We start from the raw sequence: 26,255 nt of genomic DNA, 5'->3' as shown, positions 1-26,255 counted from the left end.
GAGGGCATCCATCACACCGCCGATTTCGCTACTGATTGACTGGAGCGCATCGAGCACAGCCCGTAATAAATCAGGCCGCCCAACGCAGAACCGGTGAACCAGCCGTAGCTGTAGAACCAATTGAACACATCACTGCCCAGCGACAGCAGGGTCAACGCCACCGGCACCGCGAAGGCAATGAAGCCGTACCAGTTCCACGCCGGATAGACGTCGTCGCGGTACAGGCCGGCGAGATCAAGCTGCTGTTTGCGGATCAGGAAATAGTCCACCACCATGATCCCGGCAATGGGGCCGAGCAGGCTCGAGTAGCCCAGTAACCAGTTGGAGTAAACCGACTCGAGGCTGATCTCGGAGACGATCCAGCCGAGCTTTTTCAGCAGTTCATGGCCCATCAGCGCCAAGCCCACCAGGCCGGTGAGCATCACTGCCTTGGTGCGGTTGATCAGCTTCGGTGCGAGGTTCTGGAAGTCATTGGTGGGCGAGACGATGTTGGCCGCGGTGTTGGTCGACAAAGTGGCGATAATGATCAGCGCCATGGCCAACGCCACCCAGACCGGGCTCTGGATATGGCCGATCAGCGACACCGGATCCGACACCGTCACCCCCACCAGTTTTTCCGAGGCGGCGGTCATCACCACGCCGAGGGAGGCAAACAGGAACATGGTCAACGGCAGGCCCATGATCTGCCCGACAATCTGGTCCTTCTGGCTTTTCGCATAGCGGCTGAAGTCCGGAATGTTCAGCGACAGCGTGGCCCAGAACCCGACCATGGCGGTCAGGCCGGCAAAGAAGTAACCCCACAGGCTGGCGCCCTCCGGCCGTTTTGGCGGCTGGGCCATGAGTTCGGTCAGCGACACATTGGGCATCGCCCACACCAGCAGGCCCAGGCCCACCAGCACCAGCAGTGGCGCCGACAGGGTTTCCAGCCATTTGATCGACTCGGCGCCACGCAGCACCACCCACAGGTTCAGCGCCCAGAACAGCATGAAGCCGATCACCTCCCCGGTGCCGCCCAGGGCCTTCCAGTCGGCCGACAGCGAACCGAGAAACAGATGGATCGCCAACCCGCCGAACATGGTCTGGATGCCAAACCAGCCGCACGCCACCAAGGCGCGAATCAGACAGGGTACGTTGGAGCCGATCACCCCGAAGGACGAGCGCAGCAGCACCGGAAACGGAATGCCGTACTTGGTGCCGGCAAAGGCATTGAGCGTGAGCGGGATCAGCACGATGACGTTGGCCAGCAGAATCGCCATCAGCGCTTCGCCGACACTCAGGCCGAAGTAGGCCGTGAGCACGCCACCGAGGGTGTAAGTCGGTACGCAGATCGACATGCCGACCCACAGCGCAGTGATGTGCCATTTGTTCCAGGTGCGTTCGTGAACCTTGGTCGGGGCAATGTCGTGGTTGTATCGGGGGCTGTCGAGGACGTCGCTGGCGGCCTCGAGTTCGTAGAGTCCGTCGCGCTCGGTGACGTGCGATCTGTTCTGTTGCATGGCCGCTCCACTGTTCTGGTTATTGTGCTCATCGGGCTGGCCAGCGGCGATCCGCGGGCCTGACGATGGCCGGAGAACTGACAACATTTACCGACCGGCCAAGGTGCCAGCGGCGGCAATCAATAACTGTGCCGCAGGCTCCGTCGACCCTTGCAACGGCTCGGTAAAATCCATGTAAACAACTGAAATCAATGATCTTTATATATCGGTTTGGCTCCACCGCGAATACTTGACCGAGCACTCATGTTCACTGTCGACGAAGTTATCGGAACTGCCAGGATCCAAACTGGTGCATTCATAACTATCGGGTTTTTTCCGTTTGCCACGGACCCACCGCAAATAGCTGATTGCACATGGGAAATCTTGACCATATTTCGTTCCTGTCAAGTGCGTCAAAATGGTGAGGGCTTGCACCATTTTGCTGATTTAGAGATTTAATCGTTTAATTTCATAGAGTTAATACAGATATAAGCTTATAAAAAATATTCTTGCCCAATCTTGAAACAGCGACTAGCGTTTAATCCTGACAGCGCTGACAGGAATATAACTGGCCCGCCCTGATCGCCATAAAAACACTTAGAACCGGCATAAGCCGGTCTTGCCTGCGAGGAACTCGGAATGTCTCTGTTGATCCGTGGCGCCACCGTTATTACCCATGATGAAAGTTATCGCGCCGATGTCCTGTGCAACGGTGGAGTGATTGCCGCCATCGGTGACAACCTTGATGTTCCCGCAGACTGTGAAGTGCTCGACGGCAGCGGCCAATACCTGATGCCCGGCGGCATCGATCCCCACACCCACATGCAACTGCCCTTCATGGGCACCGTGGCCAGTGAAGACTTCTTTAGCGGCACTGCGGCCGGCTTGGCCGGTGGCACCACCTCGATCATCGATTTCGTGATTCCCAATCCGCAGCAGTCCTTGCTGGAAGCCTTTCACCAATGGCGCGGCTGGGCAGAGAAGTCCGCCTCCGACTACGGCTTTCATGTCGCGGTGACCTGGTGGAGCGAGCAGGTCCGCGAGGAGATGGGCGAGCTGGTGAGCCTGCACGGGGTCAACAGCTTCAAGCATTTCATGGCGTACAAGAACGCAATCATGGCGGCCGACGACACCCTGGTCGCCAGCTTCGAGCGCTGCCTGGAACTCGGTGCCGTGCCCACGGTGCATGCGGAAAACGGCGAGCTGGTGTTCCACCTGCAACGCAAGCTGATGGCCCAGGGCATGACCGGTCCCGAGGCCCATCCACTGTCGCGCCCCTCACAGGTCGAAGGCGAAGCCGCCAGCCGGGCGATCCGCATCGCCGAGACCCTGGGCACACCGCTGTACCTGGTGCACGTGTCGACCAAGGAGGCGCTGGACGAAATCACCTATGCCCGAAGCAAGGGCCAGCCGGTCTATGGCGAAGTCCTCGCCGGGCATCTGCTGCTGGACGACAGCGTCTACCAGCACCCCGATTGGAACACCGCTGCCGGTTACGTGATGAGCCCGCCGTTCCGCCCGCGCGGCCATCAGGAGGCGCTCTGGCATGGCCTGCAGGCCGGCAACCTGCACACCACCGCCACCGACCACTGCTGTTTCTGCGCCGAGCAGAAAGCCGCCGGCCGCGACGACTTCAGCAAGATCCCCAACGGCACCGCCGGTATCGAAGACCGCATGGCAGTGCTCTGGGATGAAGGGGTCAACAGCGGGCGACTGTCGATGCAGCAGTTCGTTGCACTGACTTCAACCAACACCGCGAAGATCTTCAATCTTTATCCGCGCAAGGGCGCGATTCGCGTCGGCGCCGATGCCGACCTGGTGCTGTGGGACCCAGAGGGCACTCGCACCATCTCGGCCAAGACCCATCACCAGCAGGTCGACTTCAACATCTTCGAAGGCAAGACCGTGCGCGGCGTGCCCAGCCACACCATCAGCCAGGGCAAGCTGGTCTGGGCCGACGGCGACCTGCGGGCCGAGCGCGGTGCCGGGCGCTACATCGAACGGCCGGCGTATCCGGCGGTGTTTGATTTACTCAGCAAACGGGCGGAGTTGAACAGGCCGGTTGCCGTGAAACGCTAAGGCTGTCATTCGCGGCGATGCAGACCTTGTAGGAGCTGGCTTGCCAGCGAAAGCGTCCGCCCAGACAACAAAAATACCTGCCCAAAAGAGGCAGCACCTCAAATAACCGTGAGGCCACCACCGTGATCCCGACCCTCAACCACTTGCCCCATCCCCTCGAGGATGCGGCCACCCTCGCCGGCCACTTCACCGACCTGGCGCCGCCCCTGACCCCACGCCAGGCCGAGGTCGAAGCTTCACGCTGCCTGTACTGCTACGACGCCCCCTGCGTCAATGCCTGCCCGAGCGAGATCGACATCCCCTCGTTCATCCGCAACATCCATCAGGACAACGTCCAGGGCGCCGCGCAGAAAATCCTTTCGGCGAACATCCTCGGCGGCAGCTGTGCTCGGGTCTGTCCCACCGAAATCCTCTGCCAGCAAGCCTGCGTGCGCAACAACGCCGCAGAATGCGCGCCGGTGCTGATCGGCCTGCTGCAACGCTATGCCATCGACAACGCACAGTTCAGCGAACACCCCTTCCAGCGCGCGACAGCCACCGGCAAACGCATTGCCGTGGTCGGTGCCGGGCCCGCCGGCTTGTCCTGCGCCCACCGCTGCGCCATGCACGGCCACGACGTGGTGATTTTCGAAGCCTGGGAAAAAGCCGGCGGTCTCAACGAATACGGGATCGCCAAGTACAAGCTGGTGGATGACTTTGCCCAGCACGAAGTGGACTTCCTGCTGCAGATCGGTGGCATCGAAATCCGCCACGGCCAGCAACTGGGAAACAACCTGAGCCTGAGCGAATTGCATCAACAGTTCGACGCGGTGTTCCTCGGCCTTGGCCTGGCGGCCAGCAAACAATTGGGCCTGCCCCATGAAGATGCTCCGGGGTTGTTGGCCGCCACCGAGTTCATCCGTGAACTTCGCCAGGCCGACGACCTCAGCCAACTGCCGCTGGCCGAGCACTGCATCGTCCTCGGCGCCGGCAACACCGCCATCGACATGGCGGTGCAAATGGCCCGGCTCGGCGCCCGCGACGTCAACCTGGTGTACCGCCGTGGCGTCGAGGACATGGGCGCCACCGGCCATGAACAGGACATCGCCAAGGCCAATCATGTGCGGCTGCTGACCTGGGCCCAGCCCGAGGAAGTGCTGCTCGATAGCAACGGCCAGGTGTGCGGCATGCGCTTCGCCCGCACGCGCATGGACAGCGGTCGCCTGGTCATCACCGGCGAGACCTTCGAACTGGCCGCCGACGCGATCTTCAAAGCCATCGGCCAGGCTTTCGATGACCAGGCGCTGAGCGATCCCCTGGCCGCTCAACTGCAGCGCAGCAACGGGCGGATTCAGGTTGACGAGCAGATGCGCACCAGCATTCCCGGGGTCTACGCCGGCGGCGACTGTACCAGCCTTGATCAGGACCTCACCGTGCAGGCGGTGCAACACGGCAAGCTGGCCGCACAAGCGATCCATGCCCAACTCATGCTCAATGTGGAGGCTGCGTAATGGCCGATCTCTCGATTGTCTTCGCCGGCATCAAAGCCCCCAATCCGTTCTGGCTGGCCTCGGCGCCACCTACCGATAAAGCCTACAACGTGGTCCGCGCGTACGAGGCCGGCTGGGGTGGCGTGGTCTGGAAAACCCTTGGGGAAGACCCGGCAGCGGTCAACGTCTCGTCACGTTACTCGGCGCATTTTGGCGCCAACCGCGAGGTCATGGGCATCAACAACATCGAGCTGATCACCGATCGCTCGCTGGAAATCAACCTGCGGGAAATTACCCAGGTCAAGAAGGACTGGCCGGACCGCGCGCTGATCGTGTCGCTGATGGTGCCCTGTGTCGAAGAATCGTGGAAAAACATCCTGCCGCTGGTGGAGGCCACGGGCGCCGACGGCATCGAGCTGAATTTCGGTTGCCCCCATGGCATGCCGGAGCGCGGCATGGGTGCGGCGGTCGGCCAGGTGCCGGAATACGTCGAGCAAGTCACCCGCTGGTGCAAGACCTATAGCTCGCTGCCGGTGATCGTCAAGCTCACGCCCAACATCACCGACATTCGCGTCGCCGCCCGCGCGGCTCACCGTGGCGGCGCCGATGCGGTGTCGCTGATCAACACCATCAACTCGATCACCAGTGTCGACCTCGAGCATATGGTTGCCCTGCCCACTGTCGGCACCCAGAGCACCCACGGCGGTTACTGCGGCTCGGCGGTCAAGCCGATCGCACTGAATATGGTCGCGGAGATCGCCCGCGATCCACAGACCCAGGGCCTGCCCATCTGCGGCATCGGCGGCATCGGCAGCTGGCGCGACGCCGCCGAATTCATCGCCCTGGGCAGCGGTGCGGTGCAGGTGTGCACGGCGGCGATGCTCCATGGTTTTCGCATTGTCGAGGACATGAAGGACGGTCTGTCACGCTGGATGGACAGCCAGGGCTACCGCAGCATCGCCGACTTCTCCGGGCGCGCCGTGGGCAACACCACCGACTGGAAGTACCTGGACATCAACTACCAGGTGATCGCGAAAATCGACCAGCAGGCATGCATCGGCTGCGGCCGCTGCCACATCGCCTGCGAAGACACCTCGCACCAGGCCGTGGCCAGCCTCAAACAAGCCGACGGCACCCACAAGTACCAGGTGATCGACGACGAATGCGTGGGCTGCAACCTGTGCCAGATCACCTGCCCGGTACAGGACTGCATCGAGATGGTGCCCAAGGACAATGGCAAGCCGTTCCTCGACTGGAACCATGATCCGCGGAATCCGTATCACGTCAGTGCTTGAGTGCGGTGGTGCCTGAGAGGTCGCCATCGCGAGCAGGCTCGCTCCTACAGTGGTCTCTGTGCCCGACCCAAATCCCCTGTAGGAGCGAGCCTGCTCGCGAATAACTTCAGCGCGCCGCGCATGACCAGCCTGTCCACATTACCGTTATCCCCTATCAGTTCTGTTAGTGGACAACCCCCGACCTATCTTCGAAGCTTAAACACCCGCCAACTACCGAAGAGAACCCCGGTCATGTCACGCTCGTCCGTCGAGGTTCTGTGCCGCTATTTCTACGACCCGCTGGACCGTCTGGTACGAGCGGGAGCGTCCCAGCGCTTTTACCAGCAGGCGCATCTGGTCACCGAACTGGACGACCAGGCGCAGCGCTCGATCCTGCGCCATGGCGCCCAACCGCTGGCCCAGCAAACCGCTGCCGCCGAAACCCGGTTGCTGGCCACCGACCACGCTCACTCACCGCTGCTGGCCGTGAGCGAAACGCTCTTGCAACAGATCAGCTACACCAGTTACGGACATGCGCCGGCGGAAAGTGGATTGAGTCGTTTATTGGGGTTCAATGGCGAGTGCCCGGAACGGGTGACCGGGCATTATTTGTTGGGGCAAGGAACGCGGGCGTTTAATCCGGTATTGATGCGATTTAATAGTCCGGATGAATTGAGTCCTTTTGGTGAAGGGGGCATTAATCCGTATGCATATTGTGGGGGAGATCCGATAAATTTCAACGACCCTACTGGAAACGTAGGTTTCAGAATTGATAACCTCCTACGCCAAACGGTGATTGTGAAATCACCGCTAAGAAAAATACAACGCAGTTCATCTATCATTGCCCGCCCCAACAGTCCAGTTGCAGGGCCTTCCCGTTTGCAAACAGCCAAACGAACCAATCTCCAGCAGGCTTCAACTTCAACTTCAACTTCAACACTGCCTCCCCAGAAAAAACCCACCGCATCCAATATTAATATTCAAAATAATTCGAATACCAGTAAACCCAGGGACATCAAAAGAAAACTAAAAGAGGATGCACGCAGATACGACAGCTACCTTGCTGAACATCCGGGCACCCTGTTCCAGAAAAACCAAGAACTTGAGGAAAAGCTCTTAACAGCAAGAGACTATTTAATACAACAGACAACCGCAGGAGAACCAGCAAAAACACTTGAAGCAATAGTATCCAAGATAGGTTACACAGAGCTTCAAATAAAGCGCGATGCGATCCGCAGCATTGAAGAAACGACCCGTCCTTGAAAAAACCAGTTAGAAAAGTGCGGCCAAATTTCTATCACACACTAGACATGACTTTGAAGCCCGGACTAAGGCTCCAACCCAATCCCCCGCAATATCACACTGGTCACCGTCTGCACCGCTTTCTCGAACTGCATATCCGAAAGCGGTTGGTGGTCGTTGAGAATATTCACCTGATGGTCAAAGTCAGCGTAATGCTGGGTCGAGGCCCAGATCATGTACAGCAGGCTCGAGGGTTCCACCGGCAGAATGCGTTTGTCGTCGACCCACTGGCGAATTTTCGCTTCTTTCATTTTCGCCCAGTCGTAGAGACTGGCGTCCAGCGCTTCACCGAGGGTCGGGGCGCCGTGGATGATTTCGTTGGCCCAGACTTTCGAGCCGTAGGGCCGGCTGCGTGAGTGCTGCATTTTTGCGCGGATGTAGCTGCTCAACACCACCCGTGGATCATCGAACATCTCGAAGCACAGCGCGTCCTGTTTCCACACTTCCAGCAGGTCGAACAGCACCGCGCTGTAGAGTTCGGTCTTGGTGCTGAAGTAGTAATGCAGGTTGGAGCGCGGCAGTTGCACTTCGCGGGCGATGTCGGCCATGGCCGTGCTGCCGAAACCCTTCTCGGCAAAAACTTTTTCGGCCGCCAGGAGGATTTTTTCGACGTTGCTGCGACGGATCTCGATCTTGTGATTGCCCATGGGGGCTCCCTGAGAACGGCATGTTCCAAGACTAGCATTGGCATCCCGTGAAACGAAACGTCGTGCACTGCGCCAGCCGACGTTAAACTCAGTTTTTTCCATCACTCAAAGGTGCCCCACATGCTTCTGAAGAAAGCCCTGACCACTGCCGCCCTGCTCGGCTCTCTGCTGGCGGCTTCATCGGTATGGGCCCACGCCCACCTGAAAGAACAGACCCCGGCGGCGGACAGCACCGTCAGCGCGCCAACCGAATTGCGCCTGGTGTTTTCCGAGGGCATCGAAGCGGCCTTCACCAAGGTCACTCTCAGCAAGGATGGCGTCGCGGTGCCGGTCAAGAACATCGTCACCGAAGGCAGCGACAAGAAGACCCTGGTGGTGACTCCGGTGGCACCTCTGGCGCCTGGCAGCTATCAGGTGCAATGGAATGCGCTTTCAGTCGACACCCACAAGAGCAACGGCAGCTACGGCTTCAAGATCGGCGAATAAACCATGATCGACGGCATGGTGCTGTTGCGCTTTGCGCATTTCAGCCTGGTATTGACCCTGTTCGGTGCCTGGCTGTTTCGACCGCTACTGATCAAGGTCAATGCCCCGCTGTTGGATCGGCGCTTGCTGCGCCTGGCTCGCTGTTTTAGCGCACTGGCGCTGCTCAGTGGCGTCGGCTGGTTGTGGCTGATCAGCGCCAACATGGCCGGTTCAACGCTGCTGGAGGTGGATGCACCGACGCTGGAGTTGGTCCTCGAAAAGACCTTTTTCGGCCAGGTCTGGCGCTGGCATTTGCTGCTCAACGCCCTACTGCTGGCGCTGTTGTGGACGCCTTGGCATTCGCAACACTGGCCGCGCCTGAGCCTCGGCGCGCTGTTGCTGGCGACCCTCGCTCCGATCGGCCACGGCGCCATGCTCGACGGCCTCAGCGGGCAGTTGTTGATCCTCAATCAGATCGCCCACCTCAGTTGCGTTGCCGCCTGGCTCGGCGGTTTGCTAATGCTGGTGCTGATCCTGCGCCAGCCTGAGGGGCAGGACCTGGGCGCCATCCTGCGGCGTTTCAGTGGGGTCGGCTACGGGCTGGTGGCGGGCTTGATCATCACGGGGCTGATCAACGTGCGGGTGCTCACCGGCGCCTTCTGGCCAACGCCGCTGCTGTCCGGCTTTGCCTTCATCCTGATGATCAAGGTACTGCTGGTACTGGCGATGCTCGGCCTGGCGCTGTTCAACCGGCTGCGCATCGATCAGTGCCAGCAACGCCTGGGCGTATTGCGTGCCAGCGTGCAGCTCGAGTGGCTGCTGGGGCTCGGCGCGGTGGCGGCGGTGGCGTTGCTCGGCACGCTACCGCCGATGATCGCCGGTTAGGCCAGCAACTGACTCAACACGGCACGCAGCTTGCCCGGCTTCACCGGTTTATTGAGCAGCGGCGCTTCCAGCTGCTGCAATGAGCGTCGGCATTGATCGCTGCGATCGGCGGTGATGATCACCGCAGGGATCACCTGCTGGAAATGCTCGCGCAAATGCCGCACCACGTCACAGCCCACCACCCCATGATCGAGGTGATAGTCGGCGAGGATCAGTTCTGGCGCCCGGCCTTGCAGGTTGTTCAGGGCCGAGCTTTCGTCGGTGGCGGTGACCACTTCGCAGCCCCACTGCCCAAGCAATGCACCCATGCTCTGCAGGATGCTCACCTCGTTGTCCAATACCAGCAGGCGCCGTCCCGGCAGCGGATTGCCGGTGCTCGCTTGCGGCACTGCGAGGCTGATGGGCAGCGGCACTTCGATAGAAATCGGTACCTCGATACTGAACCGCGAGCCGCGCCCCGGACGAGAATGCACCTGCACCGGGTAGCCGAGAATCTTCGCGATGCGCTCGACAATCGCCAGGCCCAGGCCGACACCCTTGCGATCGGCAGCGCGGCCGACATCCAGTTGGTTGAACTCGAGGAAAATCGCTTCGAGCCGGTCGGCGGCGATCCCGCGCCCGGTGTCCCAGACTTCCAGCCGCAGCTTGTCGCCACGGCGCCTGGCCGCCAGCAGGATGCTGCCGTCATCGGTGTAGCGACAGGCATTGCTCAGCAGGTTGCGCAGGATCCGCGTCATCAGCCGCAAGTCGGTGCGAATCGCGTAGTCGCCCATGCGTACGCGCAGATTGAGCCCGGCCGCCTGGGCCACCGACTGGAACTCCGAGACCAGCGGCCCGAGCAGTTCGTCGAGGCGATACAGCGCCACATCGGGTTTCACCGCCGCCTGATCCAGACGGGAAATATCCAACAGGTCGGTGAGCAGGTCCTCCGCCCCTTCCAACGCCTGGTGCGTGCGCTCCACCAGCACCTGCTCGACCTCGGGCAGGCGTCGTTCACGCAATGTGGAGATCAGCAGGCGCGCGGCGTTCAGCGGTTGCAGCAGGTCATGGCTGGCTGCCGCCAGGTACTTGTCCTTGCTGCGGTTGGCGGCCTGGGCGGCATCGCGGGCATCGCGCAGGTCGTGCTCGATCTGCTCGCGCTGGGTGATCTGTTGTTGCAGGTTGCGGTTGGCCTCAAGCAACTCGTCGGTGCGCGCGGCGACCCGCTGCTCCAGTTGATCGTTGAGTTGCTGCAGGTGTTCCTGGGCCAACTTGCGCTCGGTGATGTCGGCGACGAAACCTTCCACCAGACCTTGCTGGTCGGGCTTGAGCAGCAGGTTCATCAGCACATCGACATGACTGCCGTCCTTGCGCCGCAGCTGGGTTTCATAGGCCAGCAGGCTGCGTTCGCGCTGCAGGATCTGGCCGATCTGCTCCAGCTCACGGGCGCCACCGACGAACAGGGTGCCGGCCAGGTCGGTCAGGGAGAACAGCACGTCCTGCGGATCGTCGTAGCCGAGCATTCGTGCCAGCGCCGGATTGGCCGCGCGCATGCCCTCCAGCAAGCTGGCCTGGAACACCCCATGCACGGCGTTTTCGAACAGCCACTTGTAGCGATTGCGTTCGGCTTCCAGCTCCTGCAAACGCGCCGCCAATTCTGGGTAATGGCTCTTGCGCGTCGAGTGGTTGCCCAGTCCCAGTAACCCCGCCAGCGCCTGTTGCTGCTGGTCAGAGGGCTTCGCCATAAACGACCTCGACATCACGCTGACTGGATTCGCGGGGGTTGGTGAGGATGCACGGATCGTCCATCGCGTGCTGCGACAGGAACGGAATATCCGCCGTGCTGACCCCGTGCAGGCCCAGGGTTTCATGGAAGCCGATGGCGTGCTTGAGGGCGATCAGGTGTTCCACCAGACGCCCGCAGATCTGCCGGTGATTGAGGCCACGGCAATCGATGCCGAAGGTCTCGGCGATCACCTTGAAACGCTCCGGCGCCGAGCTGTAGTTGAACGCCACCACGTGTTCCACCAGCACCGCGTTGCACAAGCCGTGGGGCAGGTCGAGAAAGCCGCCGAGGCTGTGGGACATGGCGTGCACGGCGCCGAGGATCGCGTTGGAAAACGCCAGCCCGGCCTGCATGCTGCCGAGCATGATTTTCTCGCGCAGGGCAATGTCGTGGGGGTTGGCGATCATCTGCACCAGGTTGCCGTTGATCAGGCGCATCGCTTCCAGCGCATGGGGATCGGTCAGCGGGCCGTGGCCGGTGGAGACGAACGCCTCGATCGCATGCACCAGCGCGTCGATGCCGGTACAGGCCGAGAGGAACGGGTCCATGCTCAGGGTGGTTTCCGGGTCGATCAGCGACACGTCAGGCACCACCGCCTTACTGACGATGGAGAACTTCATGCGCTCCTGCTGGTTGGAAATGATCACGAACTGCGAGACGTCCGCCGAGGTGCCGGCGGTGGTCGGAATCAGGATCAGCGGCGGACTCGGCACGCGAATGGTGTCCACGCCCTCGAACTCGAGGATGCTGCGCCCGTGGGCCACCACTATGCCGATGCCCTTGCCGCAGTCCATCGGGCTGCCGCCACCGACCGCGACAATCACATCGCACTGGTTCTCGCGGTACAGCTCGGCACCACGCATGACTTCTTCGACCCGTGGGTTGGGCGATACGTCGCTGTACAGGCAGTAATCGATATCCAGCGCCTGCAGGCTGGCCTCCACATCCGCCACCCAACCGGCGGCGATCACCCCGGGATCACTGACCACCAGTACCTTGCGCGCGCCGAAACTCTTGGCGAAGTTACCGACGTTGTGCCGGCAGCCGGCACCGAAAATGATTTCCGGTGAAACGAATTTACGCAGTTGACTGAGACTCTGGCTCATTGGAAAGCCTGTTTTTTATTGTATTGGAATGTAACCGCCACACTAAAGCATCCGTGGGCGAATGCAATGCGACCAAATGGTGGGGAGCAGGCGTTGCCCCCTGTAGGAGCTGGCTTGCCAGCGAAAAACGTCAACGATGACGCGAGCATCCTGTAGGTATGCGGCGCTCTCGGGTTATTCGCTGGCAAGCCAGCTCCTACAGGGGCGCATTCACAGGATCAAAATCGGGTTTATCCGCGAAAAATCAACCGCGAGGTCTTTTCATTGCGCAGCGTCAGTTGTTCGATCCCCTGCCCTGGCGCCTCGGCTTCTTCCCGGGCCTTGAGGATGACCCCGTGATGCGCTGACTTGCTGCACACCGGGTCGGCATTTTCGGCGTCGCCGGTGAGCATGAACGCCTGGCACCGGCAGCCACCGAGGTCGTTGTGTTTTTCATCGCAGGAGCGGCACGGCTCCTTCATCCAGGCATCGCCACGAAAGCGGTTGAAGCCGAACGAATCGTTCCAGATGTGCGCGATGCTGTGCTCGCGCACGTTGGGAAAGGCCACCGGCAACTGCCGCGCGCTGTGACATGGCAGCGCGGTGCCGTCGGGGGTGATGTCGAGGAAAAGGTTGGCCCAGCCGTTCATGCAGGTCTTCGGGCGCTCTTCGTAATAGTCCGGGGTGACGAAAATCAGCTTGCAGGGGTGCCCTTCAGCCTCCAGGCGCTGGCGATAGAGATTGGTCACGGCTTCGGCGCGCTGCAACTGCTCGAGGGTCGGCAGCAGGCCGACCCGGTTGAGTTCGGCCCAGCCGTAGAACTGACAGGTGGCCAACTCGACAAAGTCCGCCTCAAGCTCCAGGCACAGCTCGATGATGCGCTCGATGTGGTCGATGTTGTGCCGGTGGGTGACGAAGTTCAGCACCATCGGATAACCCTGGGCTTTCACCGCCCGGGCCATCGCCAGTTTCTGCGCGAAGGCCTTGCGCGAACCGGCGAGCATGTTGTTCACCGCTTCGTCGGCGGCCTGGAAACTGATCTGGATGTGGTCCAGCCCGGCCACCTTGAAGTCTCGGACTTTCTGCTCGGTCAAGCCGATGCCCGAGGTGATCAGGTTGGTGTAGTAACCCATGTCGCGCGCGGCCTTGATCAACTCGGCGAGGTCCTGGCGCACCAGCGGTTCGCCACCGGAAAAACCCAACTGCGCGGCGCCCATGTCCCGCGCCTCGCGAAATACCCGGATCCACTCCTCGGTGCTCAGTTCCTCGCCATGGCGGGCAAAGTCCAGCGGATTGGAGCAATACGGGCATTGCAACGGGCAACGATAGGTCAGCTCCGCCAGCAACCACAGCGGCGGACCGGGCAGTGTTTCATTCGATCCAGAACTGCGCATGGGCGACCTCCAGGAATGCCAGCACGTCTTCATCGATCCCGGGTACGCCGGGGAAGCTTTCGATCAACTGCTCGATGATCGCGCTGACGCTACGCTGGCCGTCGAGCAGCGCGAGGATCTGCCCGGCGCTGCCATTGAGCTTGATCATACCCTCGGGGTACAGCAGCACATGGCAGTCCTGGCGCGGTTCCCATTGCAGGCGAAATCCTCGGCGCAAGGCCGGCACCTGTTGACGTTGGATCAGACTCACAGGGTAATCCCCCGGTGCCAGACGTTACTCGCGGTCACCGTGTGGTACGGCGGGCGCTCCAGCTCGTAGGCCATGCTCATGGCGTCGAGCATGCTCCACAGCACGTCGAGCTTGAACTGCAGAATCTCCAGCATGCGTTGCTGGCCGGCGACGGTGGTGTAGTGCGCCAGGGTGATGCGCAAGCCGTGCTCGACATCGCGCCGCGCCTGGCCCAGGCGGGTGCGGAAGTAGTCGTAGCCGGCGGCGTCGATCCACGGGTAGTGCGTTGGCCAGCTGTCGAGGCGCGACTGGTGGATCTGCGGGGCGAACAGTTCGGTCAGCGAGCTGCTGGCGGCTTCCTGCCAACAGGCACGGCGGGCGAAGTTGACGTAGGCATCGACGGCGAAGCGTACGCCGGGCAACACCAACTCCTGGGAGAGGATCTGCTGCCGATCCAGGCCCACCGCTTCACCGAGCCGCAGCCAGGCTTCGATGCCACCCTCGCTGCCCGGTGCACCGTCGTGGTCCTGGATGCGCTGCAACCACTCGCGGCGCACCTCGCGGTCGGGGCAGTTGGCGAGGATTGCGGCGTCCTTGAGCGGGATGTTGACCTGGTAATAGAAGCGATTGGCGACCCAGCCCTGGATCTGCCGGCGGGTAGCGCGGCCAGCGTACATGGCTTGGTGGAAGGGATGGTGGATATGGTAATAGGCGCCCTTGGCACGCAGGGCGGCCTCGAATTCGGCGGGGGGCATGGGGGCTGAGGGCATCAGGTTTCTCCTGGATTTTTATTGTTTGGAAGGCCCTCTTCGCTGGCAAGCCAGCTCCTACAAGGGTTTGGGTGAAATCAGAACTTGTGCACACCCATCCCCGTAGGAGCTGGCTTGCCAGCGAATGGGCCAGCAGCTACAACACAATACTCATCCCGTCATACGCCACCTCGATCCCCCGCCGCTGCAACAGCGCCCGCTCAGCGGAGTCTTCGTCGAGGATCGGATTGGTGTTGTTGATATGGATAAGCACCTTGCGCTGACGAGGAAACCCCTCCAGCACTTCAAGCATCCCGCCCGGCCCGCTTTGCGCCAGGTGGCCCATGTCGCGGCCCAGGCTCTGGCCGACGCCGCTCAGGCGCATTTCGTCATCGCGCCACAGCGTGCCGTCGAGCAGCAGGCAATCGGCACGGTCCATCCAGCCCAGCAGTTCGTCGTCGATCTGCCCAAGGCCCGGGGCGTAGAACAGCGCCTTGCCGCTGCGTTGGTCCTCGATGAACAGGCCAATGGTGTCGCCCGGCTGCGGGTTGCCCCGGTTCGGTGAATAGGGCGGCGCGTTGCTCACCAACGGGATGGCGCGAAAGCTCAGGTCCGGGCAGGCGCCAATGCTGAAGGGCTCGCGATCCAGGCCAACGGGCTGCCACTGCAGGCCGCCATTCCAGTGCGCGAGCATGTTGAACAGCGGGAAGCCGCTGCTCAGGTCCTGATGCACCCGCTCGGTACACCACACCGCGTGCGGGCAACCTTCGCGCAGGCTCAGCAGGCCGGTGCAATGATCGATCTGGCTGTCCATCAGGATCACCCCGGCCAGCGCCGTGTCGCGCAACTGACGCGCCGGCTGCAGCGCCGGGAAGCTTTCCAGTTGCGCACGAATATCCGGCGATGCATTGCACAGCAGCCAATCGACACCGTTGTCGCTCAAGGCAATGGACGACTGGGTGCGTCGCTGCGCCCGCAGGCTGCCGTTGCGCACGCCGGCGCACTGGCGGCAGTTACAGTTCCATTGCGGAAAACCACCACCGGCGGCGGAACCGAGAACGCGGATCTGCATGAACATCGCTCCACAAGGCAGGCCCGGCCAACGCAACGGCTGGCCGGGTGAACAATCAACGGTTGGCGAAATACATCGTCACTTCGAAGCCAATGCGCAGATCGGTAAACGCGGGTTTAGTCCACATGGGTCATTCCTCTTCTTGTGCCGGGCGATTCCGGTACAGGCATTAATGCACGGGGCGCCGAGGTGACCGAATGCTACTTTGGAAGGAGGTTGCGGGGTGATTTGGTAGGGGGTGTTGCAGGTCTTGCACAGAGCACAAAACTGTAGGAGCTGGCTTGCCCGCGAAGAGGATTACACATTCAACATTGATATTGAATGTGCCGGCGTCTTCGCGGGCAAGCCCGCTCCTACAGGGGGAAACGGTGTTCTTGAAGACTAGAAGAATCCGAGCGGATTGATGTCGTAGCTCACCAGCAGGTTCTTGGTCTGTTGGTAGTGGTCGAGCATCATCTTGTGGTTCTCACGGCCGACCCCGGACTTCTTGTAGCCACCAAACGCGGCGTGGGCCGGGTACAGGTGGTAGCAGTTGGTCCAGACGCGCCCGGCCTTGATCGCCCGGCCCATGCGGTAGGCGCGGTTGATGTCGCGGGTCCACAGCCCGGCGCCGAGGCCGAATTCGCTGTCGTTGGCGATGGCCAGGGCTTCGGCTTCGTCCTTGAACGTGGTGACACCCACCACCGGGCCGAAGATTTCTTCCTGGAACACACGCATCTTGTTGTGGCCCTTGAGCAGCGTCGGCTGGATGTAATAGCCGCTGGACAGATCGCCTTCAAGACGCTCGGCCGCACCGCCGGTGAGCAGTTGCGCGCCCTCCTCCTGGGCAATCTGCAGGTACGAGAGGATCTTGTCGTACTGCTGCTCGGAGGCCTGGGCGCCGACCATGGTCTCGGTGTCCAGCGGGTTGCCGCGCTTGATCTTGACGATCTTCTTCATGACCTCGGCCATGAATGGCTCGTAGATCGACTCCTGTACCAGGGCGCGGGATGGGCAGGTGCACACCTCGCCCTGGTTGAAGAACGCCAGCACCAGGCCTTCGGCGGCCTTCTCGATGAACTGCGGCTCGGCGTTCATGATGTCTTCGAAGAAGATGTTCGGCGACTTGCCGCCCAGCTCGACGGTGCTCGGAATGATGTTCTCGGCGGCGCAATGCATGATGTGCGCGCCCACTGGCGTCGAGCCGGTGAAGGCGATCTTGGCGATGCGCTTGCTGGTGGCCAGGGCCTCACCGGCTTCGCGACCAAAGCCCTGGACGATGTTCAGCACGCCAGGCGGCAGCAGGTCGGCGATCAGCTCGGCGAAGACCATGATCGACAGCGGCGTCTGCTCGGCCGGCTTGAGCACGATGCAGTTGCCGGCGGCCAGGGCCGGGGCGAGTTTCCAGGCGGCCATCAGCAGCGGGAAGTTCCACGGAATGATCTGCCCGACCACACCCAGCGGCTCGTGGAAGTGGTAGGCGGTGGTCAGCTCGTTGATTTCTGCGGCGCCGCCTTCCTGGGCGCGGATGCAGCCGGCGAAATAGCGGAAGTGGTCAGCGGCCAGCGGCACGTCGGCATTCAGGGTTTCGCGCACCGCCTTGCCGTTGTCCCAGGTTTCGGTGACGGCGAGGACTTCCAGGTTCTGCTCGATACGGTCGGCGATTTTCAGCAGCACCAGGGAACGGTCCTGGGCCGAGGTCTTGCCCCAGGCATCGGCGGCCGCGTGGGCGGCGTCGAGGGCTTTTTCGATGTCGGCGGCGCTGGAGCGCGGGAACTCGGCGATCACTTCACCGGTGACCGGCGAGGTGTTGGTGAAGTACTCGCCATTGATCGGGGCGACAAACTCACCGCCGATGAAGTTGCCATAACGTGGTTTGAACGAAACGACGGCGCCTGGTGTACCGGGTTGTGCGTAGATCATGGTGAGCCTCTGTTGGGTCGAAGCCTGTCGGGGAAACAGGCGATGCACCGATAGTAGAGAGCCCCGCGTGCCAGACGTATGCGCCGTTGGCAGGAGGGGCTCTCGTTATTTGGTAGTAGGAGCCGGCTTGCCGGCGAAGGCGTCTTCAATGGCGATACATGCCTGAAGGGCCTCTTCGCTGGCAAGCCGCAAGCGGGAGCCAGTTCCTACAAGGTGTGTTGCCTCAGTGCTTGGCCACCAACTCTTTCGGCAACTTGAAGGTCCAGAGCATGCCGCCCTGGTTGAAGTCCTTCACCCGCTTGGCCACTTCGCCGCCCCACAGCGGCACCGCGCCGCCCCAGCCGGAGACCACCGAGACGTATTGCTCGCCGTCCATGTCCCAGGTGATCGGCGAGCCGAGGACGCCGGAGCCGGTCTGGAATTCCCAGACCTTTTCGCCGGTCTTGGCGTTGAACGCCTGCAGGTAGCCTTCCGGGGTGCCGGTGAAGACCAGGTTGCCCTTGGTGGTCAGGACTCCGCCCCACAGTGGCGCGAAGTTCTTGTGGCGCCAGACTTCCTTGCCGGTCTTCGGATCGATGGCCCGCAGCACGCCGATGTAGTCTTCGTTGAGCGGCTTGATGGTGAAGCCGGCACCGAGGAACGCCGCGCCTTTCTTGTAGGCGATGCCTTCGTTCCAGATGTCCATGCCCCACTCGTTGGACGGCACGTAGAACAGTCCGGTGTCCTGGTTGTAGGCCATCGGCATCCAGTTTTTCGCGCCGAGGAAGGCCGGTGCGACGAACACCGAGCTGCCCTTGGCTTCGCTGCCCGGCGCGCCCGGGCGGCTGGCGTCGTTGTAGATCGGCCGACCGTCCTTGTCGAGGCCGGTGGCCCAGGTGATCTTGTCGACAAACGGGAAGCCACGGATGAACTTGCCGTTGGTGCGGTCCAGCACGTAGAAGAAACCGTTGCGGTCGGCGGTGGCGGCGGCCTTGATTTCCTTGCCGCCTTCCTTGTAGTTGAACGACACCAGCTCGTTCACCCCGTCATAGTCCCAGCCGTCGTGGGGCGTGCTCTGGAAGTGCCATTTGATGGTGCCGTCATCCGGGTTGAGGGCCAGGCGCGACGAGGAATAGAGGTTGTCGCCAGGACGCAGGTGCGAGTTCCACGGTGCCGGGTTGCCAGTGCCGAACAGCAGCAGGTTGGTTTCCGGATCATAGTAGCCGCCCAGCCACGGCGCCGCGCCGCCGGTCTTCCACAGATCGCCGGGCCAGGTCTTGCCCGCCTCGCCACCGGAAATGCCGTTCTCGATCGCCTTGCCGTCCTTGTACACATAGCCCATGTGCCCTTCGACGGTGGGACGCATCCACAGCAGCTCGCCGTTTTTCGGGTCGTAGGCCTGGATCTTGCCGACCACGCCGAACTCGCCACCAGCGACCCCGGTGATCAGCTTGCCGTTGATCACCAGCGGCGCGGCGCTGATCGAGTAGCCTTCCTTGTGGTCGGCGACCTTCTTGCTCCACACCACCTTGCCGGTGTCCTTGTTCAAGGCCACCAGCTTGGCGTCGAGGGTGCCGAAGAACACCAGGTCGCCGTACAACGCCACGCCACGGTTGATCACGTCACAGCACGGACGGATGTCATCGGGCAGCCGTGCATCGTACTGCCAGAGTTTCTTGCCGGTGCGTGCGTCCACCGCGAACACCCGCGAGTAGGAACCGGTCAGGTACATCACGCCATCCTTGATCATCGGCTGGGCTTGCTGACCGCGTTGTTTCTCACCGCCAAAGGAAAACGCCCAGGCCGGACGCAGGTCCTTGATGTTGTTGACGTTGAGGGTGTCGAGCGGGCTGTAGCGCTGACCCTGGACGCCCAGACCGTTGGTGACGATCTGCTCCGGGTTTTTCGGGTCCTGGAGAATGTCCTGGTCGCTGACGGCGGCCAGTGCCTGGCCGGACAACAGCATGGCACTGAGCAGCAGGCTCAGGACGAAGGGCTGGCGACGTGCGGGTTGTGTCATGACGGCTACCTCTGCGGTTTTTGTTATACCCGGGAAATTTTCCCGGTCTGGTGCAGATTCTTGAGCCAGGGCGCCGGGCCAACAATTGCCCGCAGTGTGGAGATTGCTAGTTCCTTGGTATGGGGTCGGTGCGTGATCGTAATGCTGGAATACAAATCCGCAATGGAACGCAAAACCTGGCATGGGAATGCAAACCCGCAATCGCACGCAAAACCTGGCATGGGAATGCAAACCCGCAATCGCACGCAAAACCTGGCGTTGGAATGCAAATCCGTAATCGCACGCAAAACCTGGCGTTGGAATGCAAACCCGTAGGAGCTGGCTTGCCAGCGAAGGCGGCGGAACATCCAACACCGGCGGTGAGACATATCCCGTCTTCGCTGGCAAGCCAGCTCCTACAGGGGGGTGTGTTCGGCGGTGGAGTCGACGCGTGTCATCTGTTTGCGCTCATAGCGCGGGTACAGGTGGCTGACGCTGCGGATCAGTTCGTAGCGGCTCAGGCTGATGGCGGCGAAGCGCTCGGGGATGGGGCTGCGGATCATTTCGCTCATGTCGCTGCCGTTGGCAGCGCCGTCGCGCAGCAACTGATCGAGCCAGCCCAGGTAGTCGCGCATCTGCTCGAAGGGCCTGGCATCGCTGGCGAGCGGGCCGTGGCCGGGTACGATCAGCTTCCAGCCCAGGCCCTGCAAGGTGGCGATATCCGCCAGCCACACCGCCAGCCCCGGGCTGTTGGGCGTGGTCAGGGCGCGTTGATAAAACACCAGATCGCCGGCAAACAGCACGCCGGTTTGCTGGTCGAGAATAGCCAGATCTGCGCCGGTATGCCCACCCAGGCTCAGCAATTGCAAATCGTGATTCCCAAAACTTTTCAGACCCGGCTCGATGACCTGGGTCGGCAGTACGACTTCGGTGCCGCGCATCCAGTCACCGACCATGCGGTACATGTTTTGCGCCATGGCCTCGCCCTGCTGCTGCAGCAACGCGGTGGTGCCGGGCATCGCGCCAATCGGCACATCGCTGAAGGCCTGGTTGCCCAGCACATGGTCGGGATGGTGATGAGTCAGCAACACCTCGATCACCGGTTTGTCGGTGACCGTGGCGATGGCCTTGCGCATGGCTTCGCCGTAGCGCTTCGACGGCCCGGTGTCGATCACCACCACGCCGGCCGAGGTGACAATGAACCCGGTGTTGACGATATTGCCGCCGTTGTCCTTGGCGAAATTGGCCGTGCTGCCTTCCAGCAACCAGGTATCGGCAGCGATCTGTCGCGGTGTCAGGGCATAGTCGAGATCGGCCCACACCGGCAGGCTCAACGACAGGCAGAACAGCAGCATCCAGCGCATGGCGGGCTCCTTGGGCTCAGGGTATGGCTGCAGTGAATTGGTTGCCGCTGTTGTCACGCAACAGCAGTTGCGTCTGCCCTGCCCCTTCGAGATCGAAGCCCAGGTTGGGGTTCTCACTGACCGCCGGGAACAGCTCCAGACGCGCCAGCAACTGGTCGTCGGCGCCACGCAATTCGGCATGATTGAGGAAGAATTCAGGGATGCCGGAGACCATGCCGTTGTCCATCGGATGGGCCACCTGCAGGCGCAGGCGACTGAAGTCACCGCGCGGATAACGGCCGCCTAGCACTTCGCCGACATGCTCCTCCCACCCCGGTTCGGTACGCACCACGCTCGGCGCGGTGCAGCCGCCGCCCGCAGCATCGATCAGGGTCGAGCCGACATGCCACAGACCATCGCGGGTCTGCACCGCCGCACGCAAGGGCGTTGCCTGCTCGATGCGGATGCGGATCGACAGCCACGGCAGCACCCGCTCCAGCGGCTGGAAGTCGACGATTTTCGGCAAGGGATTGAGCTCGGCCCAGGCGAGGATGCGCACCACGTCGCCCTTGAACGCCCGCGCATCGATTTCCAGCGGCACCTGACGCGCGTCTTCGGCAAAGGGTGGCGCAAGCAGCTTGACCCGCTCATCGAACACGAACGGCGCGTCGCCGAGCATCTGCTTGTGGTAGAAATCCCACATCACCGAGGGCACCGGATCCTTTCCCGGGTCGATCTGCGCGGCTTCTGCCAGCAACGGCAGCCAGCAGGCCAACACCCAACTCACTCGCCAGTTCATGATTTATTGCTCCTATTGATACATCTCCGGCACGTCGTAGCGCAGGCCGTAGCGCCCATACATGGCCTTGAGCGTGCCGTCGCGAATCAAGCCTTCCAGGGCCTCTTCGACGGCATAGGCCAGCTGCCGATTGCTTTCGTGCACCGCCATGCCGATTTCCCAGAGCTGCTTGCCCATGTTCGGGTAGGCGTTCTCGGCGAGGGCCAGTTGCGGGTCGGCGGCCTGATGCACCTGCCAGTCGATCTCACCGCGCATCGCCATCACCGCATCAACCTCACCGGCGCGCATCGCGGCAAATGCCTGGGGCACGCCGGGGTAGTGGCGGGTGCTTTTGGCCAACATGCCGTTGAACACCGAAGTCAGGTAGAACGAAGGCACGCTGTCGACTTCGACGCCGATCGGATGCTGCTCGAACACCGCGACACTGGCGACCTTGTCCAGCCGCCGGCGGTCGTAAGCGACCTGCCATTGTTCGTTCTGGTACGGACCGAACATCACCACATGGCCGTTCTCCAGCTCACCCAATTCGTTGCGCTTGCGCGCGTAATCGTGGTCGTAGGGAACACGCATCATCAGGTCGGCCAGTTGCTGGTTGTGCAGCGGGCTGGCGCGCCAGATGTAGTCGCGCAGGTCGTCGTCGAGTTTTTCTCCGGCGGGCGCCCAGATCAGCTTCAGGCGCACTCCCAGGGCCTTGGCCAGGGCCTCGGCGAGTTCAACGTCGACACCGCGCGGCTGACCGCCATCCTCGAAACTGTAGGGGGCAAAATCCTTGTACACCGCAACCTGCAGCTCGCCGTCGGCGATCATCTGGTCGTAGCTACGGACCTGCGCCTGCGCCGCCTGGCAGCACAGCCACAGGGCACCGATCAACAGGCTCAGCAGGCGCATGGCTTATTCCTCGACGTGCACGCTGTCCAGATAGGTCCGTACCGCCCACAGCGCTTCCTGGCTCAGGTAGTCGGCCATCTTCGGCATGTACACCCGGCCATCGCGCACGGCGCCGTGGCGTACCCGCTCGACGAACCATTCATCACCGGCATCGCCGGCATCCAGCATGCGCAGGTCAGGGGCGATGCCCCCGGACTTGGCTTCCAGGCCATGGCAGGCCGCGCAGTTCTGGTTGTAGGCCGACGAACCAATCTCGACGGCCTTGTCGTGTTCCGGCGAATTGCGGTACGGATTGACCTCCGCCCAGCCATCGCCATTGAGCGTTACACCGGCATCCTTGATTGGCGTCAGCCCCTTGGTCTCGACCGCTTGCGGTACCACGTTGCCGTGGGCCCAGGTCGAACCTGCACAGATAAAGCCGGCCAGCAGCCCGACTACGAGCACGGCGTTGCGTTTTGTTGTCATTGTTATGCCCTCAGGATTGCACGCAAAACCTCTTGGCAGAGGCTATGGCAGCCATCTTAGAAAGCCCGGCCGGGATGCCCCATGCTGCTTTGGTGGTCGGGTACTACTCCCTTGGTAGTAGGGCTTGAGGTGCACGCCCAAATCAGGTGCGGCTCGGGAAGTCTTCCCGACAACAGCGGGACTTTTTCCGTATCCGCCGTGCGCCCGGCACCGCAACCTGTGCAGGCCAAAACCTCCACTGGGAACTGCAACCATGAGAATAAGATCGCTACCCGCCCTCTCCCCGCTGACCGTCGCCGTGCAGGCATTCCTGCTGGTCGGCAGCCTGTCCGTCGGCGTCACCAGCCACGCCGCGACAGCCCCCGTCAGCACGGGCAAAGTGACCTGGGAAGACATCGCCAACGATCACCTGACCACCAAGGACGTGCTGCAATACGGCATGGGCACCAACGCCCAGCGCTGGAGCCCGCTGGCCCAGGTCAACGACCAGAACGTGTTCAAGCTGACCCCGGCCTGGTCGTATTCCTTCGGCGACGAGAAGCAGCGTGGCCAGGAGTCCCAGGCCATCGTCAGCGACGGCGTGGTCTACGTCACCGGCTCCTACTCGCGGGTGTTTGCCCTCGACGCCAAGACCGGCAAACGCCTGTGGACCTACAACCATCGCCTGCCGGACAACATTCGTCCGTGCTGCGACGTGGTCAACCGCGGCGCGGCGATCTTCGGCGACAAGATCTACTTCGGCACCCTCGATGCGCGACTGATCGCCCTCGATAAAAACACCGGCAAGGTGGTGTGGAACAAGAAGTTCGGCGACCATGCCGCCGGCTACACCATGACCGGCGCCCCGGTGCTGATCAAAGACAAGACCAGCGGCAAGGTGCTGCTGATCCACGGCAGCTCCGGCGACGAATTCGGGGTGGTCGGCCAGCTCTATGCACGGGATCCGGAGACCGGCGAAGAGGTCTGGATGCGGCCTTTCGTCGAGGGCCACATGGGCCGCCTGAACGGCAAGGACAGCACCCCCACCGGCGACGTCAAGGCGCCGTCCTGGCCGGATGATCCGACCACCGAAACCGGCAAGGTCGAGGCCTGGAGCCACGGCGGTGGCGCTCCGTGGCAGAGCGCAAGCTTCGACGCGGAAACCAACACCATCATCGTCGGCGCCGGCAACCCCGGCCCATGGAACACCTGGGCGCGCACCTCCAAGGACGGCAATCCCCACGACTACGACAGCCTCTACACCTCCGGCCAGGTCGGCGTCGATCCGAGCACAGGCGAAGTCAAATGGTTCTACCAGCACACCCCGAACGATGCCTGGGACTTCTCCGGCAACAACGAGCTGGTGCTGTTCGACTACAAGGACAAGGACGGCAAGCTGGTCAAGGCCACCGGTCACGCCGACCGCAATGGCTTCTTCTACGTGGTCGACCGCAACAACGGCAAATTGCAGAACGCCTTCCCCTTCGTCGACAACATCACCTGGGCCAGCCATATCGACCTGAAGACCGGGCGTCCGGTGGAGAACGAAGGCCAGCGCCCGGCCAAGCCGCTGCCGGGTGAAACCAAGGGCAAGCCGGTGGAGGTCTCGCCGCCGTTCCTCGGTGGCAAGAACTGGAACCCCATGGCCTACAGCCAGGACACCGGGCTGTTCTACATCCCGGGCAACCAGTGGAAGGAGGAGTACTGGACCGAGGAGGTCAACTACAAGAAGGGCTCGGCGTACCTGGGCATGGGCTTCCGCATCAAGCGCATGTACGAGGATCACGTCGGCACCCTGCGGGCAATGAACCCGACCACCGGCAAGCTGGTCTGGGAGCACAAGGAGGCGCTGCCGTTGTGGGCTGGCGTGCTGGCGACCAAGGGCAACCTGGTGTTCACCGGCACCGGCGACGGTTACTTCAAGGCCTTCGACGCGAAAACCGGCAAGGAGCTGTGGAAGTTCCAGACCGGCAGCGGCATCGTCTCCCCGCCGATCACCTGGGAACAGGACGGCGAGCAGTACATCGGCGTGACCGTCGGCTACGGCGGCGCGGTGCCGTTGTGGGGCGGCGACATGGCCGAACTGACCAAACCGGTGGCACAGGGTGGTTCGTTCTGGGTGTTCAAGATTCCGAGCTGGGATAACCAGACGGCGAAACGCTAACCCTGTTCGCTGACACACCCTGTAGGAGCTGGCTTGCCAGCGAAGGCGGCTCAACGTCTTGCATCAACATTGAAGACGCCTTCGCTGGCAAGCCGGCTCCTACAGGGAAAATCGGCACCTCCGAGAAACTCGCGATGAACTATCTACCCCTGCTGCTCCTTCTGAGTCTCACCGCCGCCCACGCCGACGACGCTGACGACGCCCCGCTGATCATCAACGGCTGCACCATCGCCGACCACAGCCAGTGCCCCGGCGCCAATTTGCGTGGGGCCAACCTGAGCAATCAGGACTTGCGCAACATGAACCTCAATGGCGCCGACCTGCGCGACGCCGATCTGCGCCACGCCCGCCTCGACCTGGCCAACCTGGAAAAAGCCCAACTGCAAGGCGCCAACCTGGCTCGTGCCAGCCTGCAACAGAGCAACGCACGCCTGGCGGACTTCAGCGGGGCCAACCTGATGGCGATCCAGGGCTGGGGCCTGTTTGCCCAGGGCGCGCAATTCAAGGACGCCAACCTCAGCGGCGCCTACCTGCAATTCGCCCGCCTGTCCGGGGCCAAACTGCACAACAGCAACCTGCGCGCCGCCGACCTGGAAATGACCTGGCTGAGCAAGGCCGACCTCAAGGGCGCCGACCTCGGCGACGCCAACCTGCAGGAAGCCAAGTTCGGTGAAAGCAACCTGGAACAGGCCAACCTCAGCGGTTCGCGCCAGCATTACGGGAATTTCCAGGATGCGAATATGGAGGGGTGCAAGGGTTGCCCGACGACCTGGGATAGATGAATTACCCCCTGTGTAGGAGCTGGCTTGCCAGCGAAGGCGCTATATCTGTCACCGCCTGCGTCGGA

23 protein-coding genes are annotated in these 26,255 nt (G+C 62.1%); 8 read left to right on the top strand and 15 right to left on the bottom strand.

Annotated features, from left to right (window positions below; genetic code table 11):
• Positions 1-11 precede the first annotated feature (11 nt).
• The gene (locus tag ACZYR5_RS22045) at positions 12-1,496 is read right to left on the bottom strand and encodes an NCS1 family nucleobase:cation symporter-1 (RefSeq protein ID WP_489091543.1); all 1,485 of its coding nucleotides are present in this window, start codon (positions 1,494-1,496) and stop codon (positions 12-14) included.
• A 618-nt stretch (positions 1,497-2,114) separates the two neighbouring features.
• Here ACZYR5_RS22045 and hydA point away from each other — a divergent pair.
• From hydA to ACZYR5_RS22025, 4 genes are all read left to right on the top strand, one after another.
• The gene (gene hydA / locus ACZYR5_RS22040) at positions 2,115-3,554 is read left to right on the top strand and encodes a dihydropyrimidinase (RefSeq protein ID WP_489091542.1); all 1,440 of its coding nucleotides are present in this window, start codon (positions 2,115-2,117) and stop codon (positions 3,552-3,554) included.
• A 122-nt stretch (positions 3,555-3,676) separates the two neighbouring features.
• Entirely contained in the window at positions 3,677-5,044 is a 1,368-nt protein-coding gene (locus ACZYR5_RS22035) for an NAD(P)-dependent oxidoreductase (RefSeq protein ID WP_489091541.1), read from the top strand.
• Complete coding sequence (gene preA, locus ACZYR5_RS22030) at positions 5,044-6,318, top strand: NAD-dependent dihydropyrimidine dehydrogenase subunit PreA (protein WP_489091540.1); 1,275 nt, start codon at positions 5,044-5,046, stop codon at positions 6,316-6,318. The genes ACZYR5_RS22035 and preA overlap by 1 nt, the downstream gene beginning before the upstream one ends.
• Before the next feature lie 231 nt (positions 6,319-6,549).
• Positions 6,550-7,560, top strand: coding sequence for an RHS repeat-associated core domain-containing protein (locus ACZYR5_RS22025; protein ID WP_489091539.1), 1,011 nt, complete (start codon positions 6,550-6,552; stop codon positions 7,558-7,560).
• A gap of 65 nt (positions 7,561-7,625) precedes the next feature.
• On the opposite strand, the gene ACZYR5_RS22020 is transcribed toward ACZYR5_RS22025, so the two are convergent.
• Positions 7,626-8,246: a TetR/AcrR family transcriptional regulator gene (locus tag ACZYR5_RS22020; protein WP_489091538.1), complete on the bottom strand. Its 621-nt coding sequence runs from the start codon at positions 8,244-8,246 to the stop codon at positions 7,626-7,628.
• A 120-nt stretch (positions 8,247-8,366) separates the two neighbouring features.
• Here ACZYR5_RS22020 and copC point away from each other — a divergent pair, with 120 nt between their 5' ends.
• The gene (copC, locus tag ACZYR5_RS22015) at positions 8,367-8,732 is read left to right on the top strand and encodes a copper homeostasis periplasmic binding protein CopC (protein ID WP_489091537.1); all 366 of its coding nucleotides are present in this window, start codon (positions 8,367-8,369) and stop codon (positions 8,730-8,732) included.
• Positions 8,733-8,735: 3 nt separating this feature from the next.
• Entirely contained in the window at positions 8,736-9,596 is an 861-nt protein-coding gene (copD, locus tag ACZYR5_RS22010; protein WP_489091536.1) for a copper homeostasis membrane protein CopD, read from the top strand.
• Here the strand turns inward: copD and ACZYR5_RS22005 are convergent.
• The 13 genes from ACZYR5_RS22005 to pedF all read right to left on the bottom strand — a co-directional run bounded on the left by ACZYR5_RS22005 (position 9,593) and on the right by pedF (position 23,265).
• Complete coding sequence (locus tag ACZYR5_RS22005; RefSeq protein WP_489091535.1) at positions 9,593-11,320, bottom strand: PAS domain-containing hybrid sensor histidine kinase/response regulator; 1,728 nt, start codon at positions 11,318-11,320, stop codon at positions 9,593-9,595. The genes copD and ACZYR5_RS22005 overlap by 4 nt on opposite strands.
• The gene (ercA, locus tag ACZYR5_RS22000) at positions 11,304-12,467 is read right to left on the bottom strand and encodes an alcohol dehydrogenase-like regulatory protein ErcA (protein ID WP_489091534.1); all 1,164 of its coding nucleotides are present in this window, start codon (positions 12,465-12,467) and stop codon (positions 11,304-11,306) included. Before ercA ends, ACZYR5_RS22005 begins: the two co-directional genes overlap by 17 nt.
• A gap of 230 nt (positions 12,468-12,697) precedes the next feature.
• Positions 12,698-13,840 (bottom strand): pyrroloquinoline quinone biosynthesis protein PqqE, encoded by a 1,143-nt coding sequence (gene pqqE / locus ACZYR5_RS21995; protein ID WP_489091533.1) that lies wholly within the window; start codon positions 13,838-13,840, stop codon positions 12,698-12,700.
• Positions 13,818-14,090 carry a pyrroloquinoline quinone biosynthesis peptide chaperone PqqD gene (pqqD, locus tag ACZYR5_RS21990; RefSeq protein ID WP_489091532.1) on the bottom strand — a complete coding sequence of 91 codons (273 nt, stop codon included), beginning with the start codon at positions 14,088-14,090 and terminating at the stop codon, positions 13,818-13,820. The genes pqqE and pqqD overlap by 23 nt, the downstream gene beginning before the upstream one ends.
• On the bottom strand, positions 14,087-14,839 hold the full coding sequence (gene pqqC, locus ACZYR5_RS21985; protein ID WP_489091531.1) for a pyrroloquinoline-quinone synthase PqqC: 753 nt from the start codon (positions 14,837-14,839) through the stop codon (positions 14,087-14,089). Before pqqC ends, pqqD begins: the two co-directional genes overlap by 4 nt.
• Positions 14,840-14,975: 136 nt before the next feature.
• Complete coding sequence (pqqB, locus tag ACZYR5_RS21980) at positions 14,976-15,890, bottom strand: pyrroloquinoline quinone biosynthesis protein PqqB (protein ID WP_489091530.1); 915 nt, start codon at positions 15,888-15,890, stop codon at positions 14,976-14,978.
• A gap of 55 nt (positions 15,891-15,945) precedes the next feature.
• Positions 15,946-16,017, bottom strand: a complete 72-nt coding sequence (pqqA, locus tag ACZYR5_RS21975) for a pyrroloquinoline quinone precursor peptide PqqA (RefSeq protein ID WP_003253598.1) — start codon at positions 16,015-16,017, stop codon at positions 15,946-15,948.
• 254 nt (positions 16,018-16,271) lie between these two features.
• Positions 16,272-17,792: an acetaldehyde dehydrogenase ExaC gene (gene exaC, locus ACZYR5_RS21970; protein WP_489091529.1), complete on the bottom strand. Its 1,521-nt coding sequence runs from the start codon at positions 17,790-17,792 to the stop codon at positions 16,272-16,274.
• A gap of 223 nt (positions 17,793-18,015) precedes the next feature.
• On the bottom strand, positions 18,016-19,791 hold the full coding sequence (locus ACZYR5_RS21965) for a PQQ-dependent methanol/ethanol family dehydrogenase (RefSeq protein WP_489091528.1): 1,776 nt from the start codon (positions 19,789-19,791) through the stop codon (positions 18,016-18,018).
• A 395-nt stretch (positions 19,792-20,186) separates the two neighbouring features.
• The gene (locus ACZYR5_RS21960; protein ID WP_489091527.1) at positions 20,187-21,134 is read right to left on the bottom strand and encodes a quinoprotein relay system zinc metallohydrolase 1; all 948 of its coding nucleotides are present in this window, start codon (positions 21,132-21,134) and stop codon (positions 20,187-20,189) included.
• Positions 21,135-21,150: 16 nt separating this feature from the next.
• A complete protein-coding gene (locus ACZYR5_RS21955) occupies positions 21,151-21,912 on the bottom strand; it encodes a quinoprotein dehydrogenase-associated SoxYZ-like carrier (RefSeq protein WP_489091526.1) in 762 nt (253 codons plus the stop codon).
• Between the two features lie 12 nt (positions 21,913-21,924).
• Entirely contained in the window at positions 21,925-22,800 is an 876-nt protein-coding gene (locus tag ACZYR5_RS21950; RefSeq protein WP_489091525.1) for a substrate-binding periplasmic protein, read from the bottom strand.
• Positions 22,801-22,803: 3 nt separating this feature from the next.
• Positions 22,804-23,265: a cytochrome c-550 PedF gene (gene pedF / locus ACZYR5_RS21945; RefSeq protein ID WP_027616478.1), complete on the bottom strand. Its 462-nt coding sequence runs from the start codon at positions 23,263-23,265 to the stop codon at positions 22,804-22,806.
• A 253-nt stretch (positions 23,266-23,518) separates the two neighbouring features.
• On the opposite strand from pedF, the gene exaA reads away from it, so the two are divergent.
• Positions 23,519-25,408: a quinoprotein ethanol dehydrogenase gene (exaA, locus tag ACZYR5_RS21940; RefSeq protein ID WP_489091524.1), complete on the top strand. Its 1,890-nt coding sequence runs from the start codon at positions 23,519-23,521 to the stop codon at positions 25,406-25,408.
• Positions 25,409-25,542: 134 nt separating this feature from the next.
• On the top strand, positions 25,543-26,190 hold the full coding sequence (locus tag ACZYR5_RS21935) for a pentapeptide repeat-containing protein (protein WP_489091523.1): 648 nt from the start codon (positions 25,543-25,545) through the stop codon (positions 26,188-26,190).
• Positions 26,191-26,255: the final 65 nt, after the last annotated feature.

It is taken from the genome of Pseudomonas sp. F007 (assembly GCF_057814275.1).
Note: the sequence above shows the minus strand (reverse complement) of the source record. Positions and strands in the feature narration are given on the sequence as shown.

Coding starts and splice junctions, on each gene's coding strand:
- pqqC (WP_489091531.1), bottom strand. CDS start 14,839: ATGCCCTCAGCCCCCATGCCCCCCGCCGAATTCGAGGCCGCCCTGCGT.
- pedF (WP_027616478.1), bottom strand. CDS start 23,265: ATGACAACAAAACGCAACGCCGTGCTCGTAGTCGGGCTGCTGGCCGGC.
- ACZYR5_RS21950 (WP_489091525.1), bottom strand. CDS start 22,800: ATGCGCCTGCTGAGCCTGTTGATCGGTGCCCTGTGGCTGTGCTGCCAG.
- ACZYR5_RS22020 (WP_489091538.1), bottom strand. CDS start 8,246: ATGGGCAATCACAAGATCGAGATCCGTCGCAGCAACGTCGAAAAAATC.
- pqqE (WP_489091533.1), bottom strand. CDS start 13,840: ATGCGCAGTTCTGGATCGAATGAAACACTGCCCGGTCCGCCGCTGTGG.
- exaA (WP_489091524.1), top strand. CDS start 23,519: ATGAGAATAAGATCGCTACCCGCCCTCTCCCCGCTGACCGTCGCCGTG.
- copD (WP_489091536.1), top strand. CDS start 8,736: ATGATCGACGGCATGGTGCTGTTGCGCTTTGCGCATTTCAGCCTGGTA.
- ercA (WP_489091534.1), bottom strand. CDS start 12,467: ATGAGCCAGAGTCTCAGTCAACTGCGTAAATTCGTTTCACCGGAAATC.
- ACZYR5_RS21965 (WP_489091528.1), bottom strand. CDS start 19,791: ATGACACAACCCGCACGTCGCCAGCCCTTCGTCCTGAGCCTGCTGCTC.
- ACZYR5_RS21935 (WP_489091523.1), top strand. CDS start 25,543: ATGAACTATCTACCCCTGCTGCTCCTTCTGAGTCTCACCGCCGCCCAC.
- ACZYR5_RS21960 (WP_489091527.1), bottom strand. CDS start 21,134: ATGCGCTGGATGCTGCTGTTCTGCCTGTCGTTGAGCCTGCCGGTGTGG.
- ACZYR5_RS22005 (WP_489091535.1), bottom strand. CDS start 11,320: ATGGCGAAGCCCTCTGACCAGCAGCAACAGGCGCTGGCGGGGTTACTG.
- ACZYR5_RS22045 (WP_489091543.1), bottom strand. CDS start 1,496: ATGCAACAGAACAGATCGCACGTCACCGAGCGCGACGGACTCTACGAA.
- exaC (WP_489091529.1), bottom strand. CDS start 17,792: ATGATCTACGCACAACCCGGTACACCAGGCGCCGTCGTTTCGTTCAAA.
- ACZYR5_RS22025 (WP_489091539.1), top strand. CDS start 6,550: ATGTCACGCTCGTCCGTCGAGGTTCTGTGCCGCTATTTCTACGACCCG.
- pqqB (WP_489091530.1), bottom strand. CDS start 15,890: ATGCAGATCCGCGTTCTCGGTTCCGCCGCCGGTGGTGGTTTTCCGCAA.
- hydA (WP_489091542.1), top strand. CDS start 2,115: ATGTCTCTGTTGATCCGTGGCGCCACCGTTATTACCCATGATGAAAGT.
- preA (WP_489091540.1), top strand. CDS start 5,044: ATGGCCGATCTCTCGATTGTCTTCGCCGGCATCAAAGCCCCCAATCCG.
- copC (WP_489091537.1), top strand. CDS start 8,367: ATGCTTCTGAAGAAAGCCCTGACCACTGCCGCCCTGCTCGGCTCTCTG.
- ACZYR5_RS21955 (WP_489091526.1), bottom strand. CDS start 21,912: ATGAACTGGCGAGTGAGTTGGGTGTTGGCCTGCTGGCTGCCGTTGCTG.